This window comes from Armatimonadota bacterium, assembly GCA_013314775.1.
Classification (GTDB): Bacteria; Armatimonadota; Zipacnadia; order Zipacnadales; family JABUFB01; genus JABUFB01.
On the sequence record JABUFB010000008.1, the window covers coordinates 480,815 to 502,845 of the forward strand.

General features: G+C 63.5%; 11 protein-coding genes. 7 read left to right on the forward strand and 4 right to left on the reverse strand.

All coding sequences use genetic code 11. The annotated features are described in order from the left end of the window. Window positions 1–22 precede the first annotated feature (22 nt). Window positions 23–1,339: a hypothetical protein gene (locus HPY44_09275; GenBank protein NSW56194.1), complete on the reverse strand. Its 1,317-nt coding sequence runs from the start codon at window positions 1,337–1,339 to the stop codon at window positions 23–25. Between the two features lie 166 nt (window positions 1,340–1,505). Between HPY44_09275 and HPY44_09280 the strand changes: the two genes are divergently transcribed. After that, complete coding sequence (locus HPY44_09280; GenBank protein NSW56195.1) at window positions 1,506–3,263, forward strand: right-handed parallel beta-helix repeat-containing protein; 1,758 nt, start codon at window positions 1,506–1,508, stop codon at window positions 3,261–3,263. Between the two features lie 24 nt (window positions 3,264–3,287). Here HPY44_09280 and HPY44_09285 read toward each other — a convergent pair whose 3' ends face one another. Continuing rightward, on the reverse strand, window positions 3,288–7,667 hold the full coding sequence (locus HPY44_09285; GenBank protein NSW56196.1) for a HEAT repeat domain-containing protein: 4,380 nt from the start codon (window positions 7,665–7,667) through the stop codon (window positions 3,288–3,290). On the opposite strand from HPY44_09285, the gene HPY44_09290 reads away from it, so the two are divergent. Then, window positions 7,666–8,535, forward strand: coding sequence for a creatininase family protein (locus tag HPY44_09290; protein NSW56197.1), 870 nt, complete (start codon window positions 7,666–7,668; stop codon window positions 8,533–8,535). The genes HPY44_09285 and HPY44_09290 overlap by 2 nt on opposite strands. Before the next feature lie 8 nt (window positions 8,536–8,543). Here HPY44_09290 and HPY44_09295 read toward each other — a convergent pair whose 3' ends face one another. Further along, entirely contained in the window at window positions 8,544–8,873 is a 330-nt protein-coding gene (locus HPY44_09295; protein NSW56198.1) for a hypothetical protein, read from the reverse strand. Between the two features lie 135 nt (window positions 8,874–9,008). Between HPY44_09295 and HPY44_09300 the strand changes: the two genes are divergently transcribed. The 3 genes from HPY44_09300 (at window position 9,009) to HPY44_09310 (ending at window position 15,494) form a co-directional block, all read left to right on the forward strand. Then, complete coding sequence (locus HPY44_09300; GenBank protein ID NSW56199.1) at window positions 9,009–11,534, forward strand: right-handed parallel beta-helix repeat-containing protein; 2,526 nt, start codon at window positions 9,009–9,011, stop codon at window positions 11,532–11,534. Window positions 11,535–11,592: 58 nt separating this feature from the next. Next, complete coding sequence (locus HPY44_09305; protein ID NSW56200.1) at window positions 11,593–14,280, forward strand: right-handed parallel beta-helix repeat-containing protein; 2,688 nt, start codon at window positions 11,593–11,595, stop codon at window positions 14,278–14,280. A gap of 119 nt (window positions 14,281–14,399) precedes the next feature. Continuing rightward, a complete protein-coding gene (locus HPY44_09310) occupies window positions 14,400–15,494 on the forward strand; it encodes an META domain-containing protein (GenBank protein NSW56201.1) in 1,095 nt (364 codons plus the stop codon). 97 nt (window positions 15,495–15,591) lie between these two features. On the opposite strand, the gene HPY44_09315 is transcribed toward HPY44_09310, so the two are convergent. Further along, window positions 15,592–17,496 carry a hypothetical protein gene (locus tag HPY44_09315; GenBank protein NSW56202.1) on the reverse strand — a complete coding sequence of 635 codons (1,905 nt, stop codon included), beginning with the start codon at window positions 17,494–17,496 and terminating at the stop codon, window positions 15,592–15,594. A gap of 173 nt (window positions 17,497–17,669) precedes the next feature. Here HPY44_09315 and HPY44_09320 point away from each other — a divergent pair, with 173 nt between their 5' ends. Both HPY44_09320 and HPY44_09325 read left to right on the forward strand, forming a co-directional pair. After that, window positions 17,670–20,762, forward strand: a complete 3,093-nt coding sequence (locus HPY44_09320; GenBank protein NSW56203.1) for a heparinase II/III family protein — start codon at window positions 17,670–17,672, stop codon at window positions 20,760–20,762. A 105-nt stretch (window positions 20,763–20,867) separates the two neighbouring features. Next, a complete protein-coding gene (locus tag HPY44_09325) occupies window positions 20,868–22,031 on the forward strand; it encodes a hypothetical protein (protein NSW56204.1) in 1,164 nt (387 codons plus the stop codon).

Here is a 22,031-nt window from a genome sequence, read left to right on the forward strand (position 1 = left end):
GCCTCCCGTTCCCGCTCATACCTCACCCGTGCAAGGCCTGAAGCTGACGGACAGCGCTGTCCGCCCACAGCTTGCCCGTGCCCTTTGGGGCCCGTACGTGACGGCACAGCCGAGTCTCGTAGCTTCCCTCATCCAGCGCCTTGTCCGTTGCCACGTAACCGACGCTGCCGTTCGCCAACCCGATGTTCATCGTCTGCGGGAATGGCGAGCGGGCCTTGATGTCCAGCCCGATCTCGGTGAAGACTTCGCCGGGTAACCCGGCAATGCCCAGGTCGCCGATTCGCATAGCGTGGATAGGCACGGTCCACTCACTTGGCAGATCCTGCATCAGCACCAGTTCCCGCGCATACGCCCACTCGACATCTCCCCAGTTTTCCCCGCTCTCATACAGCTTCCGTGCAGCTGCAAGCTCCTCTTCACTGGGGCACCGCGCCTTGAAGTCCACTTGCTCAATAGATGCTCCCAGGGCGATGTCGTCGCTGAAATCCTCCTCGCGCAGGCTGTTCCACACCCGCCACGCTTCCGCCGCGACAACATTCCCTACACGTTCGATCTGGAAGGTGTCATGCGGGCTGGTGCGCCCGGGTTTGGTGAAATCCAGGTTGTTGATATCGCCGAAAGTGCCGTTGGCCATCGGGCATACAAACTGCGCCCCTGCGCAGCGGTTGAGCGACCTGCCGAAGGCCGCGAAGTAGTCCGCGCAGACCACATCGTGTTTCGATCCGCTGATGCCAACGTAATGCAGGCCGAGGTTGCCCATAGCAGCGATAGGCCGACCTTCCGGTGTCCGCAGGACGATGAGCCCCAGTTCCGGATCGGTCGGCCCGGCCGGCTCGATAGCATCCGGGTTCAGATGGCCGGGGTTCATCCGCACCGTGCCATCCTTCATGCGCCAGCGGCGGTTGTGCACTTCCCCGGGGCATGCGCCCGCCCCGTGGGCGAACTGCGCGGGCTGCAGGTGCTCGACAGACAGCAGGAAAGCGTCGGCGATACGGGGGATGATCCAGTCGCAGTAGCCCTCTTCCTCCGGGGTGCCCAGGGCGCCGCGCGTGGCAGGGCCGGTGTGTGTGTGCGTGCCGGCAATGAGTACGTTTTCCGGCGGGATCCCGGACCGCTCCCTGATGATCGCCTTGGCTTCTTCCACCACTTCCATGGGGACCATGATGAGGTCGCAGATCACGAACCCGAGGGTCGTCTCACCGTTGGAGATCGCGATCGCTTTCGCGTGGAGTGGGTCGAGTATGTCGGTGGCCTGACGGTCATTGAAGTACCCCAGCAGGTGGGCACCGAGACCGGGGGTGATGTCCACCTGTGCAGCGCCGGCTTGCAGGCTGGGCATGAAGGGCTCCTCGCAATGCGTGTTGTCTGCGGCTGCAATCATTTGAAGATTCCCGGTCGGAACACGGAATCCCTCCCTTGGACGGCCATTGCTGGGGGCAGGTACGGTCACGGGCGCGGCGAACAGTGTTCATCACGCATTCTGTTCGCGCGGGAGACCTCACACCATGACCATCCGCCTGATCACTCTTGTCGCGGCCTTGCTTGTGTCCAGCATCGGAGTATTGGCCCAGGAGGCGACCATGCAGGAACCCGGTACCATCACCGTCTCACCGTCCGGCGCAGAAGATGACACTGCCACAGTCCTCGCAGCCCTGGAGAAATGCCGGGCCGAGAACGCGAGGAAGCTGGTGTTCGCGCCGGGAACCTACAACTTGCATGCCGGGCGAAACCCCGCCAACGCCACCATCGCCTTCATACTGCAGGACATGCACGACCTGACCATTGACGGCCAGGGATCGCTGCTCAACTTCCACGGCATCACCGGCTGCTTCCTGTTCGTAAACTGCAGCAAGATCACCGTGCAGGGCTTTACCGTCGATTATCCCCGGCCCGCGCAGTCGGTGGGCACCGTGATCGCATCGGAGGGCAAACACTTCGACGTGGAGGTGCTGCCGGAGTTCCCGGTTGTTGGGGGCGAGCCCGTGGAGGCATTCATGGACTTCGACCCCGAGACCCGCCTGCCACGCAAACGCGGGGTGGACGTGTACTACGGTGTGGATTCCACGGAACTCATCGCACCGCAAGTCCTGCGCGTTCACACGAAAAACCCCTGCAATGTGCCCGTGGGGGTGCTGATGGCCCTGCGCCACAAAGTCTACGGCCCCAGCGGGTTCGTGATGAGCCGCTGCTCAGACATGCGCTTGCAGGACATCACCCTCTACCACGTGCCGGGCATGGGCGCCATCGGCTCTGTTAGCCGGGACATCACCCTGGAGCGCTTCAACGTGCTGCTCAAGCCCGGCACTGGCCGGCTGGTCTCGGCCAGCGCGGATGCCACCCATTTCGGCGGCTGCAAGGGCACGGTGCGCATCCAGGACTGCGTGTTTGAGGGCATGGGCGACGACGCGGTGAACATCAAGTCCGGACTATACCTGAGCGTGCGCAAGATCGAAAACGAGCGCACGATCCTTGGCCAGCACAACCTGAAGATGGTGGATGCGCCGGATCCGGGCGATACCATGGAGATCTGCCACGTAGACAATCTCGTCCCTTACGCAACCGCCACAGTGGAGTCCGTGGAAATCCTGCCGGGTGGTGAAAACATGCACCGGGTGGTCCTGCGCGACCCGCTCCCGGACGGGCTGCGCGAAGACGACGTTCTGGGGAATGCGAGCCGGGCCCCGGCGATCCGCATCAGCAACTGCGAAATCCGCCGCAACCGCGCCCGTGGGTTCCTGATCCAGTCGCGGGATGCGGTCATCGAGAACTGCCGCTTCAAGGACGTTACCGGCGGAGGCATCTGGGTGATGACCGAAGTGGTGCACTTCTTCGAGTCCATCGGCACACGGGACATCACTGTCCGCAACTGCACCTTTGACAACTGCAACTATGGCGCCGCCCTGGGCGACGGTGTCCTGAGCGCGTTCGCGTGGCTCAAAGACTTCCGGTTCCCGCCCGAACCTGGGGTACACCGGAACATACTCTTTGAGGGTAACACGATCCGTGGGGCCGACAACGCGGGGATCTTCGTGGCAGGCGTGGATGGGATCACCCTCCGCAACAACATCATCGAGGGCGCTTGCAGCAATCCCACCCGGGAGCAGACGAAGGCCGCGATCTCCATCTTGAGCAGCCGAGACATTGCCGTTGAGGGCAATACCGCATTGCCCGAGAAGCAAGGAGCAGGTTGCACCGCAGCGCTCTCACTGGGTCCGGATGTAGAGACCGGTACCGTGAGGGTCGAGGGTAACACCGGGTTTTGATGGCCCAATGACACCCGGTCTCGGTTACTTCCTCCTCACCTGCGCACAGGCTTCCAGTAACGCGCGGCGCGTGGCGAAGTCCGGATAGTCCGCCGCGATGTCCGCGAGTTCCGGGAGGTTCTCCCGTGGCGTGACCTTGCCCAGGGCAACCGCCGCCTCGTGCCGCACCGTCGGGGCATTGTCAAAGTCTGCCAACAGACTACGCAGCAGCGGCGCGGCGGAACGCTCCCGCAACTCGCCCAGGGCGTACACCGCAGCGGATCTGAAGAACGGGTTCATCGCCTTGAATACCCAGTGATTCGGCGGCGGGTTGAACCCGTACTCGGCTTCAGTGGGCTCTTCGCGCAAGACCTGCAAGGCGCATTCCACAGCGTCCGGGCCCCCGAGTCGCGCCAGTGAACGCAGGAGCATGAAGCAGACCCACGAACGCTCCTCGGACACCGGCCTGCGCAGGTAATCTGCCACAACCGCTCTCATTCTCGGCGCGTAATCCGGGTCGAGGCAGACCACGGAAAGGATCTGCGCCGCCCGGGCAGCGTGAGTGTGAGGACGGATGTGGCTCTCGGCAAAGGGGCTCTGGCTAACGGGGATGTCCAGATCGTCCACGCGCACGGCGTCGGGGTCGCCCAGCCATGCCAGGCAGGTCTCCATCACCTCGGCTGCCCGACCACTGCGCTGGATCACCCGGGCAGTAAGCGCCTCGTAGCTGTCGAACTCGAACAGCAATGCGCGGTCCTTGTCCATGGGTACCGAGCGCAGCACGGCCGGCACGATCCGTCCTGTCTCGGTGGAGCCCATCCCGTCAAGCGCTTCCAGTATCCGGTAATGAACGGGCGATGAATGGCAGCCCATCAGCCAAGGATGATCCCCGCAACGAAGGGTGTACTCCTCGAAGATCGCGAGCTTGCTGAAACCATCTACCAGCGCCGCTTCGGCCTCCGGACCGCCGATCCGTCCCAGCGCTTCGGCCGCGGTCGCGGCGAGGTACACCGGGCGCTGGTTGAAGCCCGCTTCGCGGTCGCCGGGGAGGTCAACCGGCGCGAGATTCGCCTGCAGAATCCCGGAAAGCGCCGCAATATGCCCCGTATCGCCGCAGTTCCCCAGCGCCCGAAGAGCCGCCATCAGAACGCGCAGTTCAGCATCCGGATTTGCGGCTATCCACGCTGCCAGCGCATCGCCAGCCACCTTCCCGCCCACATGCCCCAGGGCTTCGATGCTCCTCCAAACCTCAAGCCGCTCCCGGGATCGCAGCCGGGCGCACAATTCGGTCTCATACGCATCCCAGTCCAGGTTGCGCAGCCATGCGCGCCAGCCAGCGGTCTTTTCCCCGTCTGGCAGAGAATGTGCCGTGAGGTGCTCCAGCGCCGATCGGGCCGCACAGGCGACGATGGAATGCGCATCGGCCACGGAATCCGCGAGGGGCAGAAGCGCCCGCCTATTGCCGCACGCCGACAATGCAACCGCCGCAGCTACGCGCACCTCCGGCATTTCATCCTGGAGCAGTCCCACCAGGTCAGGAACCGCGCTTTCGTCGCGCAGGACAGCCAGGCGATTGGCCGCGGCGATGCGCTCCGCGGGGTCTGGGTGGTGAACTCGAGCAAGCAGAACGGCCTGCTCGAGTCGCCTGCCCGACGGGAGACGCTCCGGTGCGTCGTCAGTCAAGGCGCCCTGCCGGTAGAGGTTGATGCTCCCGACTTCGCGGAATCGGTCCAGTTGCAGGTTGAGCACGCCGCCGTTTGCCCCGTTATTTGCGCGAAAACGGTGGGGCTCGGCGTCATCCACCATCCGCAGTGGACGCTCCGCGGTGGCTCTGGGGCGCACCGCAGGAGGCGCGAAGCCGGTCTGCGCATGGCAACCCACGCAAGACCGCCGTTCGCCGGGTCTCACGTAAACCCAGCTCAGTTCGCTGATCACTGCCCGGCCTTCCCCATCGACAGCCTGCATGGACAGAGCGCGATCCGCCGGAACCTCCACGTAGAAAGACCCGTCCTCGTCCAGCGGCACCGTCCCCAGTTCCCGGCCCTCAGTGCCAATGTGCATGTAGATGCTGCGGGTCGGGGCCAGTGTGAAGGGCTTTCCCTCGTAGATGCGAACCGCCCTGATGCGCGAGACGTCAGCCGACGTGTGCCGGGTGTTCCGGGCATTCTGGCAGTACAAGAACCCCGTGGGTATCCGTTCCGGCCCGCTCCCTTCGGGGGTCGAGACCATATCCGGGATAGCCGGCGGCACGGGTTTCGGCCCCGCATAGACCACGGAATGGATCGCGTCGGAGACCATCCCCGGGTCAGCACCCAACTCATCGGCCAGCCCCAGATCCTCCCCGTCCAATATCTCCGTAGCAAGGCCCACTTTGGGGTCCAGAAGACAGATGCGCCAATTATCGCGGTCTGTGCAGACCAACCGACCGTCAGGCAGCGGAGAGAAGTCGTAGGGCAGGTATGATCCGGCTTTCCTGCCGCGCTGGTTGACTGAAAGCACAACGCCCTGCTCGGAGATGGCCGCAACGATTCCTCCAGGGAGCGGCGCGGGAACGCCTGCCCCGAACACCCGAAGCCAGGCTGAGTTCGACTCCCCGGCGGTGAAACGGTCCCAGGTCATTGGGAGGCGGTCCGGCCCGATGATGATGCGGCCACCGGTACCGTCCGGGCGCACCTGATGGATGTGCGTCTCGACCTTGGCGCGTTCCAGGAAGTTATCGCAGCGAATGAAGGCAAGGGACCCGTCGCTGCAGACGCGGGGCTCACGGTCCGCCACGATGTGGCTGGTGATCCGTCGGATATCCGCACCCTGTGGATTGCAGGAAAACAGTGAGAACGCAGGGACACCGTGGTACTCTTCGGCGCTACCGGTGCGTGTCGAGCTAAAGGCGATGCGCCCGTCGGGGAGGGGCTCGGGGTCGAAGTCGTGGAAGGCGCCTGAGGTAATCTGACGCAGGCCAGCGCCGTCGATGCCCACCTCAAACAAGTGGAAATACGGGTCGCCTTCGGGCGCCATGGCGAAGTACACAGTCCGCCCGTCGAAGGAGACTGCGGGGGCCCCGAGCAGGCCCCCTTTCGCGTCACACAAGACCCGCAGGACACCACCAGGCCGCATTGGTCCGTAGGAACAGAGCCTCTTTCCGAGGGCCGCCGGACTGGCTGTGTCGAACTCCGTGTACGCCCGGGTGCCGCTGATGTTCTGGATGAAGTTCTCGCCCCGGGAACCTGTCATGAACAGTCCCTGGACGAACACGACCGCGCCCTGATGCACGGGGTCGGCATAGTCCGTGATGCGCGGGACAGGCAGAGAGAGCACTCCCTGCGCTGCAGGTGGGATGTGCAGCGCCCTTCCCCACGGTCCCATTTTGCTATCACCCAGGACTCTCGCCGGTTCCCAGCTCGTATGGGCGAATCCCGGCCGCTGCCAGCCCTTGGGTGCATCCTGTGAGCACACCCAGTCTTCCCCGGTGGACCATACCAACGGCTGAGCCCCGGGCTGGGCGACGGCGATCTTCGCGATGAGTGCCGCCGCACCCTCGAGGGTATTCAAGGCACGCACTGCAATGGTGTTCATACCCGGCGCCAGGACTTTTGTGAGATCGAATCGCGCAGGCTGGGACCACTCCGAACCGCGGCCGATGCGGGTCCCGTTCACGTACAGCGCGAATGCATTGTCCGCAGTGATGAGCGCCTGGGCGCGGGCTCCAGCGGCCATTTCGGGCACATCAATGACGGTGCGGAAGTACCGCGGTCCCGCGGGGAGATTCATCCCCCGAGCGGCCTCCTGGGTCCAGATCCACTTCGCGCCTTCGAAATCAAGGGCAGGCACTGTGCTCCTGGGCAGGCCCATATCTCCCCAGGGGGGCATACCGAACTCGCCATGGACCGTAACCGGATCCCAGCCAGAGTCATCGAAGCCAGGCCTCTGCCAGCCGGGCGCCGCCCTGTCACTCCCGCGCCAGAGGGCATCCGTGACAAAGACAATTGGTGTCCCCGATCCGTCCACAAGGCTCAGCTTGACGATGATCCCCGCCGGTCCGGCAAGGGTGTTCACACCCTCCACCGCAATGCAGTTCGTGCCCGGAAGCAGCAGGCCGGAGCTCTCGGTGGTGAGCGGCTTATTCCACCCGTCCGGGTCTCTCATGCGGCTCAGAATCTGCGTGCCGTTGAGGAAGACTGTCAGGTAGTTGTCGGCGGTGGCGGTGATCTGCGCGACCCCGCCCTCTGCTCCCGCCGGCAGGGTGAACTCGCCGCGGAAGTACCGAGTGCACTGATCGGCATTGAGTCCGGCGGCATCGGAAGTCCAGATCCACGCTGCCCCGTCCAGATCAGGCGCCGGGGCAGCGCCACACGGTGGTAAGCCAAGCAGCAACACGACGGTGGAAGAGAGAGCGAGTATCGACACGTGAACGCGACCGGAGCCCATGCGCTCACCTCCAGCGCGTTTCTTCGACGTCCTGCGGTGCCGGGCCTTCTTCCAGGAAGGCCGTCCCAACGCGGGTGGCGAACTGCAATTCATCCGCAAACACATCAGGCCTTCGCCGCCTGCAGCGGCAAGACGACAAGTGAGGATACCCGTGGATAAGGTCCAGTGGGAAGAAATGTTCCGGTATGAGTTCGAGGGCGCACTGGAGCGCTGCCCTATTTGCTATCTTCCCTTCGGCACCCTCGAACGTCACGGCGCGCATTTGCCCTACGGGCAGGACGCCATGAAAGCCCACGGGTTGTGCGTAGCCGCGGCGCGCAAACATGGCGGTGTGGTTGCTCCGCCCTTGCACTGGGGAACACACGGCAACGTGTTCCAGGAGGACTTCAAGCGCGGCACAGGCTGGGGGAACGTCACCCAGCCCACGGGGAGCGTCTACATCACTGAGGGCGTGCTCATGGCCCTCGCACTGGAGATGTTCCGGGAAGTCGAATACTGCGGCTTCAAGGTGATCGTCGCCCTCACGGGCCACTACCCGGAAGTTCAGGTGACCGCGCTCAAGTTCGCCGCCGAGCAGTTTATGGTCACGAGCAAGGTGCGGGTCTGGGCCCTGGCTGAATACGAGGTGTCCGGGGAGGTCGAGGTCGGTCGGGACCACGCGGGAAAATGGGAGACCTCACTCTTCTGGGCCATGTACCCCGAACTTACGGACATGACCCGTCTGCCCGACCCGGAGACCGGCGGCTACGAGTTCACCAGTCCGGCCGCACACGAGGCCAGTCCGGAACTCGGCGCGAAGATGGTGGACTATATCGCCGACCAGCTTGGCCTGGGAGCCCTCAAGCTGCTGGAGGAGACAGGCGCCTGAGTTCTGCGTCACGCGGGCCTGGCAACCGCTACGAACAGGCCCATCCCCACCGCGACCAGCACCGCGGCCAGGTACTGGAGCGGCGTGAGGCCGTGGTGGAACAGGAGCGCAAGAGCTCCCTGGGCGCACAGGAACCCGCCGCCTGTTCCCAGGCCTAACGCCAGGTTGGGGTTCATGGACTTGTACAGCAGCATCAACAGCCAGATGCTGGAGGCACCGAACACGTTGCCCAGCATGAAGCAGGGCACGAAACGCTGCGGCGCGGTGCTGCCATAGCCGAAGATCACCTGTGCCGCCGCCTGCATCGCCCAGAAACAGAAGAGCCAGACAAGATACATGAACGGCCTCCACAATCCGTAATCAGTGTTCGTTGCTCCGCCCCGCGGTGAGCTGAAGGTTCAGGGCGGGGGCGACAGGAATCTCTCTTGTGCACGGCGTCGCATCACCGACGCAGCACTGCCCGGAGGCTTGCCATGGCCAGCCCTTTCCGCCAGTTACTCCTAGCCGGCGCCATTCTTTTCGGGGCCGCTCTGACCTCCTCCGCGTCCCAGCCGATTGTCCTCTACGTATCCCCGGCCGGGAATGATGCCTGGTCGGGCAGCCTCGACGTCCCCAATGGTGCGGGCACCGACGGGCCACTCGCCACGCTCTCGGCGGCGCGCGACGCCATCAGGAAGCTGAAAGCCGACGGGCCCCTGACCGCTCCGGTGGAAGTGCGGTTGCGCGGAGGTTTGTACCGTCCCGATGGCGTGCTGACCCTCGAGCCACAGGACTCTGGCACTGAGGAGTGCCCCGTCTCATACACTGCCTGCCCCGACGAGAACCCGATCATCAGCGGAGGAGTCGAAATCACCGGATTCGAGCCGTGGCGCGGGGAAATCCTCGTTGCCGATCTGCCCGATGAGCTCCCGACAGACGCTTACTTCCGCTCCCTTTTCGTAAACGGCGAGCGCATGGTCCGCGCTCGCTACCCAAACTACGTCGCCGAAGACCCTTACCGCAAGGGCTTCCTCTACGTACGCCCGGACTGCTTTGGCGAAGCGGTGGGCGCCATGCACAATCAGGGCGACTGGCTCGAATGGGATGCGGCAGTGCCGGCGGACGGCCAGTATTCGGTCTGGCTGCTGTACGCCCACGGTATGAAGCAGCTTGGTCGGGAGGACATGGGCGGGCAGACGAGTATCGCGGTCGACGGCGGCGCTCCCGTCCCGCTCATGAACCTGCCCGACACCGGTGGGTGGCGGGATTACAAGTGGGCGAATTCGGCCACGCTTGACCTCAGGTCGGGCAAGCGCACCCTCCGCTGGCGCAATGACAAGGGCGGCGGGTATAACATCGACGCCATCACACTGACCGATGACCCGAACTGGGCTCCCCTTGGCTGGACGAGACCTCCGGTAGCCGAGGGTAGGCACATCGTGACGATCCAGGGCGAAGACTACCGGGCCTGCGAGGGCCTGCAGATCGTGAAGTGCGGCGGCCTCAGCGCCTCAAGCAAGACCACCTTCCCGTTCCTCGCCGGAACCGCCAAACCGTCCTGGGCCAGGGAGCCGGATGCCGAAGTGCATGTCTGGCCATCCTCCCCCACCTCCTGCCGCGCATTCAATGAAATCGCGAAGCTGGATGCAATAGATGAGATTGCGGGCACGATTACTATCAGCGGCAAGGAAGCCGCCACGGAGGTCTGCAGCGGTGATCGGTACTTCGTAGAGAACATTCTCGAGGAACTGGACAGCCCGGGCGAGTGGTACCTCGACCGTTCGGCACGCAAGCTCTACTTGTGGCCCAAGTCACCGCTTACCGATGATTCGCGAGTGATCGCCCCGCGACTGACGCGGCTCATCGAACTCCTTGGTACCAAAGAGCGGCCCGTCGAGAATGTGAAAATCTCAGGCCTCACCCTGCAGGAGACCGACTACACGCCTGATGATGGCTTCGTCATGTACGGGGCCTGCAGAGACGGCGTTATCACCCTGCGCCACACGGCGCATATCACTGTCTCAGACTGCGTTATCCGCAATATCGGCAAGGCAGCGATCCACAGCGACGGCGACGGGGCAAACCAGTTCGTTGGCAACGAGATCGCTTTCGGCGCAGAAGGCGGCATCTATCTCATGAACGCTCCCGGAGGAACGGTCATCAGCGACAATCACATCCACCACATGGGATGGGTGTACAAGCACGTGGCCGGAATCTCCACCCGCGACCAGGTCCACGGGGCGCTTATCGCTCACAATCTCGTGCATGAGATGCCGCGTTGGGGGATCAGCGTCGGCCACACCACCAGCACCAACAATGTCGTTGAGTACAACCATATCCACCACGTGAATAACGAGACCTACGACACCGGCGGCCTCGAAGTCACTCAGCACTCCCGGGACCACCGCACGGGGAGCATCTTCCGATACAATCTCATCCACGATACCGGCGGATACTCGTCCATGATGGGCGAAGACATGTGGAACTCCTGGGGGATCTACCTGGACTCTTTCGCGGGCGGGTTCACCGTTTGCGGGAATGTGGTCTACAACACCGCCGACGGCGGCCTCATGATCCAGGGCGGCAAGGACAACAAGGTCTTCAATAACGTGTTCGTGAACAACGGCCCGCGCCGCCAGATACTCATCGCACATTTCCAGGGGAATTCCAGCGGCACAGAGTTCCACCACAACATCGTGGCCTTTGATGACCCGAAATCGACGCTGATCTACTGCGGCCGGAAGGCGCCGGAATCTTTCGCGCGGTGGGACGAGAACCTGTACTGGCTCACCACCGGCGATGAACTGAGGGTCTACCTGCCGGGAGATGAGCCGTACGCAAAGTGGTTCCGGCCATTGCAGGCCTGGCGGGACCTGGGATTCGACAGGAAAAGCATAATTGCCGACCCGCTCTTCGTGGACCCGGCGAGCAATGATTTCAGACTGCTCCCGGAATCTCCGGCCTTCGCGCTCGGGATCGAGCCCATCGACCTCAGCACCGTGGGCCCGCGAGAGCGCTGACCTGGCTGCGTGGCGTCACGAATACCAGACACGGCAACTTCCTGAGGTGATATGAGGCATGTTGGTTCTGATCGTCACACTATCGCTCCTTTCCTCGCTATCTGCCTTCGCCCAAACCGCAGACTTCTACGTCTCGACCGCGGGCAATGACGCCTGGTCGGGGCGGCTTGAAGGGGCCAATCACCCCGCCACGGATGGGCCTTTCGCAACCCTCGAGCGTGCCCGAGACGCCGTTCGCACCTTGCGTCAGGAAGAGCCCGAGCGCGACACTCCAGTGATCGTAATGGTGCGCGGCGGCCTGTACGAACTGGAAGAGACGCTCCGCTTTAGCGCGCTGGATTCCGGCACCGAGAAGTCGCCCACCGTCTACGCCGCCTATCCCGGGGAGCGGCCGGTGATCAGCGGCGGGCGCAGGATCGATGGCTGGCAGGTGAATTCCCGGGGCTGGTGGGAAGTGACGCTCCCCGAAGTTGCCCGGGGCCGATGGTCATTTACCCAGCTCTTCGTCAACGGTGAGCGCAGGTACCGGCCGCGCTGGCCGGAGGAAGGGTTCAGCTTCATCACGTCCGAGGAACCGTCGTCACCCGAAGTCGGTGACAAAGGCCACGATCGCTTTCGGTTCCGCGAGGGCGACATCGACCCTGACTGGGCCAATTTCAGCGACGTGGAACTGTGCACTTTCCACACCTGGACCATGGACCGCACACTGATCAAGTCCGTGGACCGCGAAGCCCTCATCGCGCAGCGCAGCGCCCCGACTCTTTCCCAGGTCTGGTTTTTCAGCCTCCCCAAAGGTGGGCGTTTCCTGTGCGACAATGTGAAGGACGCGCTGGGCAAGCCCGGCCAGTGGTATCTCGACCGACCGACGGGCGTGCTCACGTACATCCCCCTGCCGGGTGAGACCCCGCAGAACACCGAGGTCATCGCACCGCGCATCGATATGCTGCTCAAACTCCAGGGCGAACTGGCGCTCGGCCTCGGCGTGGAGAACCTGCGCTTTGAGGGCCTGACCTTCGCCCACACGAACTGGGTCATGACACCCAACGGCAACCGCCACCCACAGGCCGAAGTCGGGCTCAATGCGGCGGTATCGGCGACCGGCGCCCGCAACTGCGTCTGGCAGAACTGCAGGATCACCCACACCGGGGCGTACGGATTGGAACTCGGTATCGGCTGCACGAACAATACGGTGACCGGATGCGAGATCACCGACCTGGGAGCAGGCGGGGTACGCATCGGCCACGGCGCGTATGCGAGAGAGCCGGAAGCCGTCGCGAGCCACAACGTTGTCGAAAACTGTCTCATCGCCCATGGGGGACGCATGCACCCGGCGGGGATCGGCGTCTGGATCGGCCACTCGCCCTTCAATCGCATCTCGCACAATGAGATCTGCGACTTCTACTACTCGGGCTTCTCGGTGGGCTGGTCGTGGGGATATGGGCCCAGCCATGCCCATGACAACCTGATCGAGTTCAACGAGGTCCACGATATCGGACAGGGTGTGCTCAGCGACATGGGCGGCATCTACACCCTGGGCGTGTCTCCGGGAACTGTCATCCGTAACAACCGATTCCACGATATCGATGCCTATGGCTACGGTGGCTGGGGCATTTACCTCGACGAGGGGTCAAGCGGGATTCTGGCGGAGAATAACATCACCTACAACACCCAGAGTCCCGGCTACCGCATCCACTACGGCCGAGACAACATCGCCACGAACAACATCTTCGCGCTATCCCAGGAAGCACCCCTGGGCCGGGGACGCAGCGAGAACCACCTTCATTTCACCATCGAGCGCAACATCATCTACTGGACCCAGGGCCAGGCCCTCGGCGAGAACTGGAACGGGACCCGCGACAACTTCCGCCTGAACCACAATCTGTACTGGTGCCCGAACCCCAACCTGCTGACTTTCGCCGGCAAGACTTTCGAGGAGTGGCAGGCGACGGGGCAGGATACGGACTCCATCGTCGCGGACCCGCTGTTCGTAGACCCCAAGAACGGGGACTTCACGCTGAAAGATGGCTCTCCGGCCGCGAAGATCGGCTTCAAGCCGATTGATACGTCCGAGATCGGCCGGATTGGCGCCCCGGGCGCGCAGACCCCTATCGCGGAGCCACGGGCATTCCCGGCGCCGATGATTCCGCCGCCGCTGCCGATCTACGCGGATTTCGAGAACCTGAAGGTCGGCGACAAGCCCCTGGAGGCCCAGATATACGAAGAGAACGATACCGCGACCATCCGGGTGACCGATGAGACCGCCACCTCGGGGCGCCAGTGCCTGAAGATCGTAGACATGCCGGGGCAGAAGGGAGAGTACAACCCCCACTTCTTCTACAGCCCCAATTTCCTTTCAGGCACGCTCAAGGGGAGTTTCGATCTGCGCGTCGAACAAGGGACCTACATGTACCACGAATGGCGCGACTATTCCACCGGGGCGTTCAAGGTGGGGCCAGCTCTCCACGCCATGCCAGATGGGCGGCTCATGGGTTCCGGCCGCGAATTGATGCGCGTGCCCTACGGCAAATGGATGCACGTCGAGATCGTCTGCGCGTTGGGACCTGATCTCACGGGAACATGGGATGTGGGTATACACGTCCAAGGCGAGAGCGAGGCACGCGAGTTCAAGGGTCTACCATGCAACCCCGGATTCAACGTGCTGAACTGGTTCGGGTTCACCGCGAATGCCGACGCGGATGGGTTGTACTACCTGGACAACATCCGTCTCGAGCCGGTGCAGGAGTAGTGGAGCGTGTGGCCGGAAAAGGTTACCGGCGCATGCTGACGTGTAGAACTAAGTGACCTTCGTCAGCCAGGCCTCACATACGTGTGAAACCACCGAAAGCAGGGAAAGGGGTATCTGGGATGAGAATCGCGATGGGAGTATCCACGCTATTAGCGCTGGTGCTTGCCACATCCACGTACGCTCTTCCGCAACCGACGCTGTATCAGCCCAATGAGGGAGACGTGCTCGGACCGAGTTACGACATCAGCGGCACAGTGGGGCAACCCGCGCTGGTGGTTGTGCTGACCGACGTTGTCCTTTCCGATACCGGGCGTCTTGTCGGAACGGTCCCCGGGATCCGCCACTTCACCAATGCCGACGGGACGTTCAGTTTCCGCTGCGCGAGCCCGCGGGTTCCCGTGGGCAAGCGTGAGGCCGACATCCTCTACCGTGTCCGGTGCTTCGTGGTGGGCCCGGGCGGCCAACGCGGACCTGAGGCGGTCGTGAACTGTAAAGCCGGCACAGCATCGCGCCGAGATGCGCCTGGCTGGGGTAGCATCGAGGAAGGCGTCTGGAATCTGAAACTCCTGAACGCCAAGCGTCTCGTGGACGGCAGCCGGATAACCGCGAAGTTCACCGACGGCCGCCTCGGCGGTCACGGCGGGATCAACCAGTACTTCGGCAATTACAAGGTAGCGGGACGAGACCTGACAATCAGCGACATCGGCTCAACGAAAATGGCCGGGCCGGCCCCCCTCATGATGCAGGAACAGGAGTACTTCTGGACGCTCGAGTCGGCCAGGACCCACCAGGTCACCGGTGCTGAGCTGGCCGTCTTCAACGCAGATGGGAAGGTCATCCTTGTTTTCGGGCGTACTGCCCCCGCACCGGTGGCTCTGCGCCAGGGGCTGTGGGAGCTGAGAACCCTGAATGGCAAGCCGGTGCTCGAGGGCACCACTGTCACCGCCCGCTTCACCCACAAAGGCATCGGCGGAAACGGGGGTATCAACACCTACGGCGGCGACTGTAAGGTTGATGGCTCCAGGCTGTCCATCGGCGCGGTGGTCTCCACCATGATGGCTGGCGATCCGGCTACCATGGCCCAGGAGCAGGAATACTTCAAAGCCCTCTCGGCGGCGAAGAGCTACACAGTGGCGGGGGATGAGCTAATCATTCAGGATGCGGACGGCGAGGCCATCCTGTCTTTCGTGCGCGCGGCTCCGGACACCGAGTAGTTGCCTGCCGCCGGCGTCCATGGTGAACTGAGCTGATCCGAACGGGGACTGGCGATCCGGGAAGAGTCTGGAACTCTCGCCAGTCCCCGTTTTGTCGTTACCGGCTCCGCGGAGCAAGTCCGAAGCACTGTGCGCTTCCTTCGAGCAAATGCACTGCGATCCGCGTCTGCCCATTCTCCACCTCACACGCAACTCCATCCACCTGCCCGCAGCCAAGATCCCAGGCGGTCACGGCGTATTTGCCGGGGATAGAGACTACGCCCGCGTAGGGCGCACTGCCCTCGTTCACCACAAACAGCAGGTCGCCATCCACGGCGGACCGGCGGGTCACGGTGATCTGGTCGCTGGGGGGATCGAGCGTGACGGTTCGCCACTGCCGGGCGAGAACCACAGCATTCCCATCGTCGGCGCTGATTACCGCAACCCCGGCATTCCGGGCTTCCTCAACCGTCGCCCGCGCCGATTCTGAGACCCCGCCTTCCGGAACCAAAAGCGCGCGATATTCCCGCCCATACAGGCAGAGCGCACCGTGCCTCAATTCGGCTGCATTGAGCGCGACATCGTCCAGGATATCGTAGTCGATCTGGGCCCGGAACAGTCCGTCCGTCAGACGGCGGAAAGCCAGCCCAAGGCGTCCCGCTTCCCCTGCGTTGCGTTCATCAAGGCCCCCACCCAGGGAACGCGGAACCTGTGGGCTGGTTACCGCGCGCACCGCGTCAATTGGGTAGTACACCGCCACTTGAGCAGCCGGCTGGGTATTCTCAAGCAGCCAACTCCAGCGGTTCATATAGCGCAGGAGCCCGGTGATGGCCGGCCAGTGGGGGCTCTGAAAGAACAGGGAGGGGGGACATTCGTGGTAGCGGTCGCCGGCGATGGAGTAATAAAACGCATGGGGTACGATGCGCGTGACCCCGCGGACACTCAGCCAGTCGGCAATGCGCCGAATCTCCTCGGGCGTGAGGCCCCAGCCGGCTGCTCCGTATGTCTCGCTCATGGACCGAACATTCCCCCGGGTGTGGGCGGCTGAACTGGTGAGCTTCGCAACGAAGCTGTCGGGCTGTCGGTGCCAGTCTCCCGCGGGTCCGATGACGTCCATCCCCGGCATATCCAGCCCGTCCATGGCGCTGAAGAAGTCGGCGTTGTACCTCACGTGGTCCACCAGGTACTCCTCGTTATTCACGTGTCCCACGAGCTTCGTGCCATGCGCGTTGCACCAGTGCTTGAGCGGCAGGTAGAACCGTTCCACGATCAGCTCGGATACCACACGGTAGAAGTCCTGCCTCACCTTGGCCGCATCCGGGCCGTCTTCGAACAGCACGCGCAGGTGGGGCAGCAGGCTGTAGCCGCAGCGCTGCTCAAACTGCTCGGGGATGTCGCGGGTCCAGATGACGGTCCCCGGTGCGCAGTCGTGGAAATGGTTGTAGAAGCCGGGCTCGTCGGTGAAGACGGCGGTGACAGTCGTGCCCATGTGCTCGCCCAGCGTCTGTGCATACCGTTCGTGGGTACTTCGGATGAAAGCCTCGGTCGCTTTGAGGTCCAGCAGGTCCGTGTACCAGCCGGGATTGTAAGCGGGGTGCCAGGGCGTCGGACGCATGACGAACGCGCGGTCTCCCACTTTGACGACAACCTCGTCCCCCTCTTCCGCCTGTTGAACCATCGCCAGGTGCTTCGCCTGCCCATCCGGATAAGCCGCGAGGGTGGCTCCGCCTGCATAGCCCGACGGCCAGTTATCCTCGTCATACAGCCAGGCGGTCATGCCCAGTTCCGCGCAGGTTTCCACACAGAACCGGATGCCCTCGAACCACTCGTCGGAGAGATACTTCACCGTATGCCCCTGCCGCGCATGCAGGACAACTGTGCCGATACCAACGGAATGCATGAGCCGCAACTGACGCTCGAGTTCGGTGCGGTTCATGTCTCCGTTCAGGAACCAGAAGGGGATCGGCGCATACTCCGCGGGGGGATTGGCCAGACTGGCGCACAGGACGCTCAGGGTCATCATTGTGGTGCCTCCAGCATTTCGGTGCGAACGAGAACGGGGCGAGCATGGCCCCGCCGGCCTGTCCCCTATTCGACCATCTCGCCGGGTCTCCCTGCCTGCCCAAGGGAAACCGTGCCGCCGTGAGGAATGATTACCAGTCCAGCGCCCGCCGACACTCAGATACGGAGGCCAACGTGTCCTGCATCGCCACCACGATCATCGTCGCGCTCTCATTGTGCCTGGCAACGTCCGTCTCAGCCGATTCCCCTGTGAAGACCCGGCGCACCCTCATCACGCCGGATAAAGCCGCCGAGCTTCAGGGGTCGGCGTGGTTCAAGAATCTTGCCCTGAAGGGCGACAAGATGCCCTTCTGCGCGGCGGTGGGGAACGCACCCGCGGAGACCTGGGTGGACAAGCCGGATGACTGGTTCTGGCAGACCATGCCCTCCACGAAGATCATGCGCTGCACCACCGTGGGCAATGACAACTTCCGCACACCCAAGGCCGGCTGCCCGGTGCATGGCCCGAAGATCTACGAGATTGATGCGTACTACCCGTGGATCGTGGATGTGGAGACCATGCCGTACAAGCTCAAGTGCCCCATCGGCGGCGAGACCTACCCCAGCAACGACTTCGCCGCGGGCGACATGACCAGCGGTCAATACCCCGACGATGGCAGCGGCTACAACGACCACGGCTGCCTCTACCATTTCATCGGCCTGTATGCTCATTACGCCTACAACACCATGCTCCAGCCGGCCATCAAATCCTTCGGGCATGCGTACCTGGCCACCGGGGACAGGCGCTATGCCCACAAGGCCGCTGTCTGCCTGCTCAAGGAGGCCTTCGAGTACCCCAACTCCACCGACCGCGCCGACCGCACCTATATCCCGGGATACGGTCACGGTTCGGGGATGATCACGGATGTGGTCTGGTCTGGCGGCGCGCTCATCGCCAGCGCGACGTGTTATGACGAGATCTGCGAGGCCCTGGACGGCGACACCGAACTGGTTGCTTTCGCCCGGAAGTACATCCCCGAGATCGAGACCGTTGACGATGTGAAGGTGTACATCGAGGACCGGCTGTTCCGCGCTGGGTTGCAGGCGCTTCTCGACGGCCGCATCCTGCCCAACACCGGCTGGGCCGAGGAAGCCATGGCCACGCTTGCGCTTATGCTGAATGATTTCGGCGACAAACGTCCGAACACCATCGATTGCCTGGAGTGGCTCTACTATGGCGGCGGCCGGCTCATCACGGTGGGTAACCAGTTCTACAAGGACGGATCGAGCTACGAGTCCACCGGCTACAACGATGCCCGCGCGGGGTTCGTGCGTTGCGCCGAAACGCTCAAGCGCCTGCGCGAACTCTCACCCCACGCCCTCGACTGGAGCAGGTACCCGGACATCAGCCAGAACGAGAAGCTGCTGGCGTACACTAACGTCTACAAGCAGGCGATCTATGCGCTGGGAGGCCAGTACACCCTCTGCGTTGGCGACATCGGCAGCCCCACGGTGAGCCGAGAGCCGCGGGTTGGCCACAGGGAGCGTCTGTCCGAGTTCCTGGACGGCTATGGCCTCGCGCTCCTGCGCGCAGGCAAGGGCGAGCACCAGCGCGACGCCATGCTTTTCTATGGCGGGGTGCGCGGACATGCTCACTACGACCCGCTGATGCTGAACCTGTATGGGTTCGGTCGCGATCTCCTGCCCAATGTAGGCTACCCGCAGTCGTGGAATTTCGCTCGCGCCTGGGAATGGAGCCTGTTCACCCACAACACGGTGGCAGTCGACCGCAATGAGCACCCCTGCTCCACGGTGATCGGGTCGATTACGGTCTGGGCCCCCGGCGACAGCGATTCAAACACTCCGGGAGTGCAAGTGATGGAAGCCGCCAAGCGCCCGTACCGCATCCATGAGCCCCGCGGCGAAAAGGGGCCGGATGTTACCGATTACAGGCGCATGGTCGCCCTGGTGGATATCGACGCAGAGCGGTGGTACGCCGTGGACATCTTCCGCGTCACCGGCGGCCGCGATCACATGCAGAGCTGGCATGGCGGATACACGCCCAACCCGATCTTGGTCGCGGGGGTGGAGCTCACGCGCCAGGAAAAGGGAACCCTTGCCGGCGAAGACGTGGAGTATGGGGCGCACTACAAGGGTCCTGACGGCGCCGACCGCTGGGACCCTTACTGTTACCTGCACGACGTCGCTCGAGGACCGATGGCCCCCGAGACCAGCGTGGACTTCGCCTATGACACCGTGGATGACCTCCACGTGCGTCTGAACTTCGTGCCGATGGATGAGACCGAGCTCATCACCGCACGCGGAGGCGCGCCCATCGCCCCGGACAAGCAAGTCCTGCAGTGGGCTATCCCGCATCGCACGGTTGCCGCGGACTCGGACGACAACACGCTCAAGTCCCAGTTCGTCACCGTGCTCGAAGCGTATACGAGTGAACGGTTTCTCGGCCCGATCCGGCGGCTCCCCGCTGAAGCAGTCTCAGCGAGCGAATATGCCCCCATAGCGGTGGAAGTCGCCGTACCCGGTGGCCGAGATATCATCCTGGCTAACGGCTCGCAAGACGGATCCCTGGTCTGCGGGGAGTTCGCCCTCACCGGCAGATTCGGACTCATCCGAGAGCGTGGCGGGAAGATCACCGATCTGCAGCTTATCGCGGGGACGAGTCTCTCGGCGGGTGATCTGCGCGTGACCCAGGAACTGCCCGGAAGCGGCCGGATCGTGGCCGTTGACCGGGCCGGCAAAGCCATCACAGTCCAGGGCAGGCTTCCGGCCCCGGAGACGCTTATCGGCAAGCGCATCGCCATCGACAACCACGGCGAACGGATATCCAGTTACACGGTGACCCGTGCGGAACCGGCGGGCGAAGACCGCCTGCTCATCACCCTGGACTCATCCGGCAACATCGGCGAGGGGATCGCCGTCGATTTCGCGGACGGGTTCATCCAGAACGGACCCGAGGTCAACATGCCCTTCGCCGGCCTGGTGAAGATAGGCGATCGGTTCGACTATAGTGACTGCTTCTACAATGGTGGGCACCTTGAGACGGGCAAACCGGGCGTGGCCTACAAGGTCCAGGGCGTCATGGGCTTCCCGTACCAGGCCTGGGGAAATCTGCATATCGCCGGGACCAACCACGTCTATCTTCGAGAGCAGGTGCCCGCTGCACAGTTACACGAGAGCATCGGAGAGAACGGGCGCTGGATCATTTACGAGTATGGAGTCGGCGACGAAGTGCATTTCGACTGCCGTGCCGGCCTGGCCGAGCACTGAGAGCGATCTCCGGACATCAGAGTGGGTGGATCGAGAATGAACCCGTCTGTCAGTGACGCGTTGCTGTCCGCCCTGACCCCGGTGTGTCTCGCGGCGGGAGCGCTGCTGACCTGCTGTAACTGCGCCGGAGAACCGCGTGACTACCGGTTCGACGGCTCCATCTCCCGGCCGGTGCTGGAAAACTACCTGTCCCGCGCGGTCACCTTCATGGACCTGCTCAGTGGAGTGGGGAACGTGGATGACAACCTGCGCATGCTGCAGAACATTGGCGCGAAGTTCGCAGGTCGCACGGTGTACCGGTGGGGCTCGGAAGACCACCTGCCCGGCCTCCTGTCCCGCGCCGAGGAGATCGCAAAACGCGTTCACGCCGACGATCCGGAGATGATTCTGCAGGCCGGGGTGTTCGAGATCGTGACCCGCGGGGTTGAGAGCCTGCCGGTTCCGGACTGGGTCCTCGCCGAATTCGGCCTGCCGATAGAGCAGCGTAACTTCAGTTATGACGCCATGCTCTTCCCCGATGGCCGGTTCCGCGATCACTGGGCGAAGGGCGCCTCAGTTCCGGACATGTGCCGGCTTGAAACCCGGCTTTGGTTCTTCTACGCAGCCGCGCGGTACATCGACATCGGGTGCGAGGCGATCCACTTCGGCCAGGTCCATCTCATCGGCGCGACGGACGAGGGCATGCGCAACTGGTGGGACATGCTCAGCCGGGTGCGTCGCTACGCGAAAACCCACGCACGCCGGCATTTCGTCCTGTGCGACGCCCACACCCACGGTCTGCATGCCGAAGGCGACAACCTGCTCTTTGACCTGCATGCCTTCCCGCTGCGCATCAAGGACATCCCCGACAGGCCGCAGGAAGGCAAGCTGGAGGTCGGCTATATCGACAGCATCTTTGGCAAGAGCCTGGGCGGCATGACACCAAGCGGCTGGCGCTGCGAAAGCCTGCCGTACATCGTGGAGTTCGACAACTGGGGCGTCAGTGACAAGCCGGGCACCCATGTGGGCGACTGGTGGACGTGGGGCTGGGACGAGATCTGCTGGTTCGCCCACCAGCCGGCGGAGTACCGCAACTCGTGGCTGCGGTACGCGCAAGACTGGATTTGCGCCACTGACCCTAACGGCTTTCTCCAGATGCCGGCAAGCCGCTGCCTGGCCAGCCCGGTGGGCGAGATCAGCTGGTATCTGGCCAACACCCCGAGCCCTGCCACTCCCAACGGGTTTGGCCAGGAGGAGACGATCAAGGCCATCTGGGCCGGCGACACGTGA

Excerpts from the sequence above, each read along its gene's own strand:
- HPY44_09275 (NSW56194.1), bottom strand. The coding sequence starts at position 1,339 with ATGCCCAGCCTGCAAGCCGGCGCTGCACAGGTGGACATCACCCCCGGT.
- HPY44_09305 (NSW56200.1), top strand. The coding sequence starts at position 11,593 with ATGTTGGTTCTGATCGTCACACTATCGCTCCTTTCCTCGCTATCTGCC.
- HPY44_09300 (NSW56199.1), top strand. The coding sequence starts at position 9,009 with ATGGCCAGCCCTTTCCGCCAGTTACTCCTAGCCGGCGCCATTCTTTTC.
- HPY44_09295 (NSW56198.1), bottom strand. The coding sequence starts at position 8,873 with ATGTATCTTGTCTGGCTCTTCTGTTTCTGGGCGATGCAGGCGGCGGCA.
- HPY44_09280 (NSW56195.1), top strand. The coding sequence starts at position 1,506 with ATGACCATCCGCCTGATCACTCTTGTCGCGGCCTTGCTTGTGTCCAGC.
- HPY44_09310 (NSW56201.1), top strand. The coding sequence starts at position 14,400 with ATGAGAATCGCGATGGGAGTATCCACGCTATTAGCGCTGGTGCTTGCC.
- HPY44_09290 (NSW56197.1), top strand. The coding sequence starts at position 7,666 with ATGCGCTCACCTCCAGCGCGTTTCTTCGACGTCCTGCGGTGCCGGGCC.
- HPY44_09285 (NSW56196.1), bottom strand. The coding sequence starts at position 7,667 with ATGGGCTCCGGTCGCGTTCACGTGTCGATACTCGCTCTCTCTTCCACC.
- HPY44_09315 (NSW56202.1), bottom strand. The coding sequence starts at position 17,496 with ATGATGACCCTGAGCGTCCTGTGCGCCAGTCTGGCCAATCCCCCCGCG.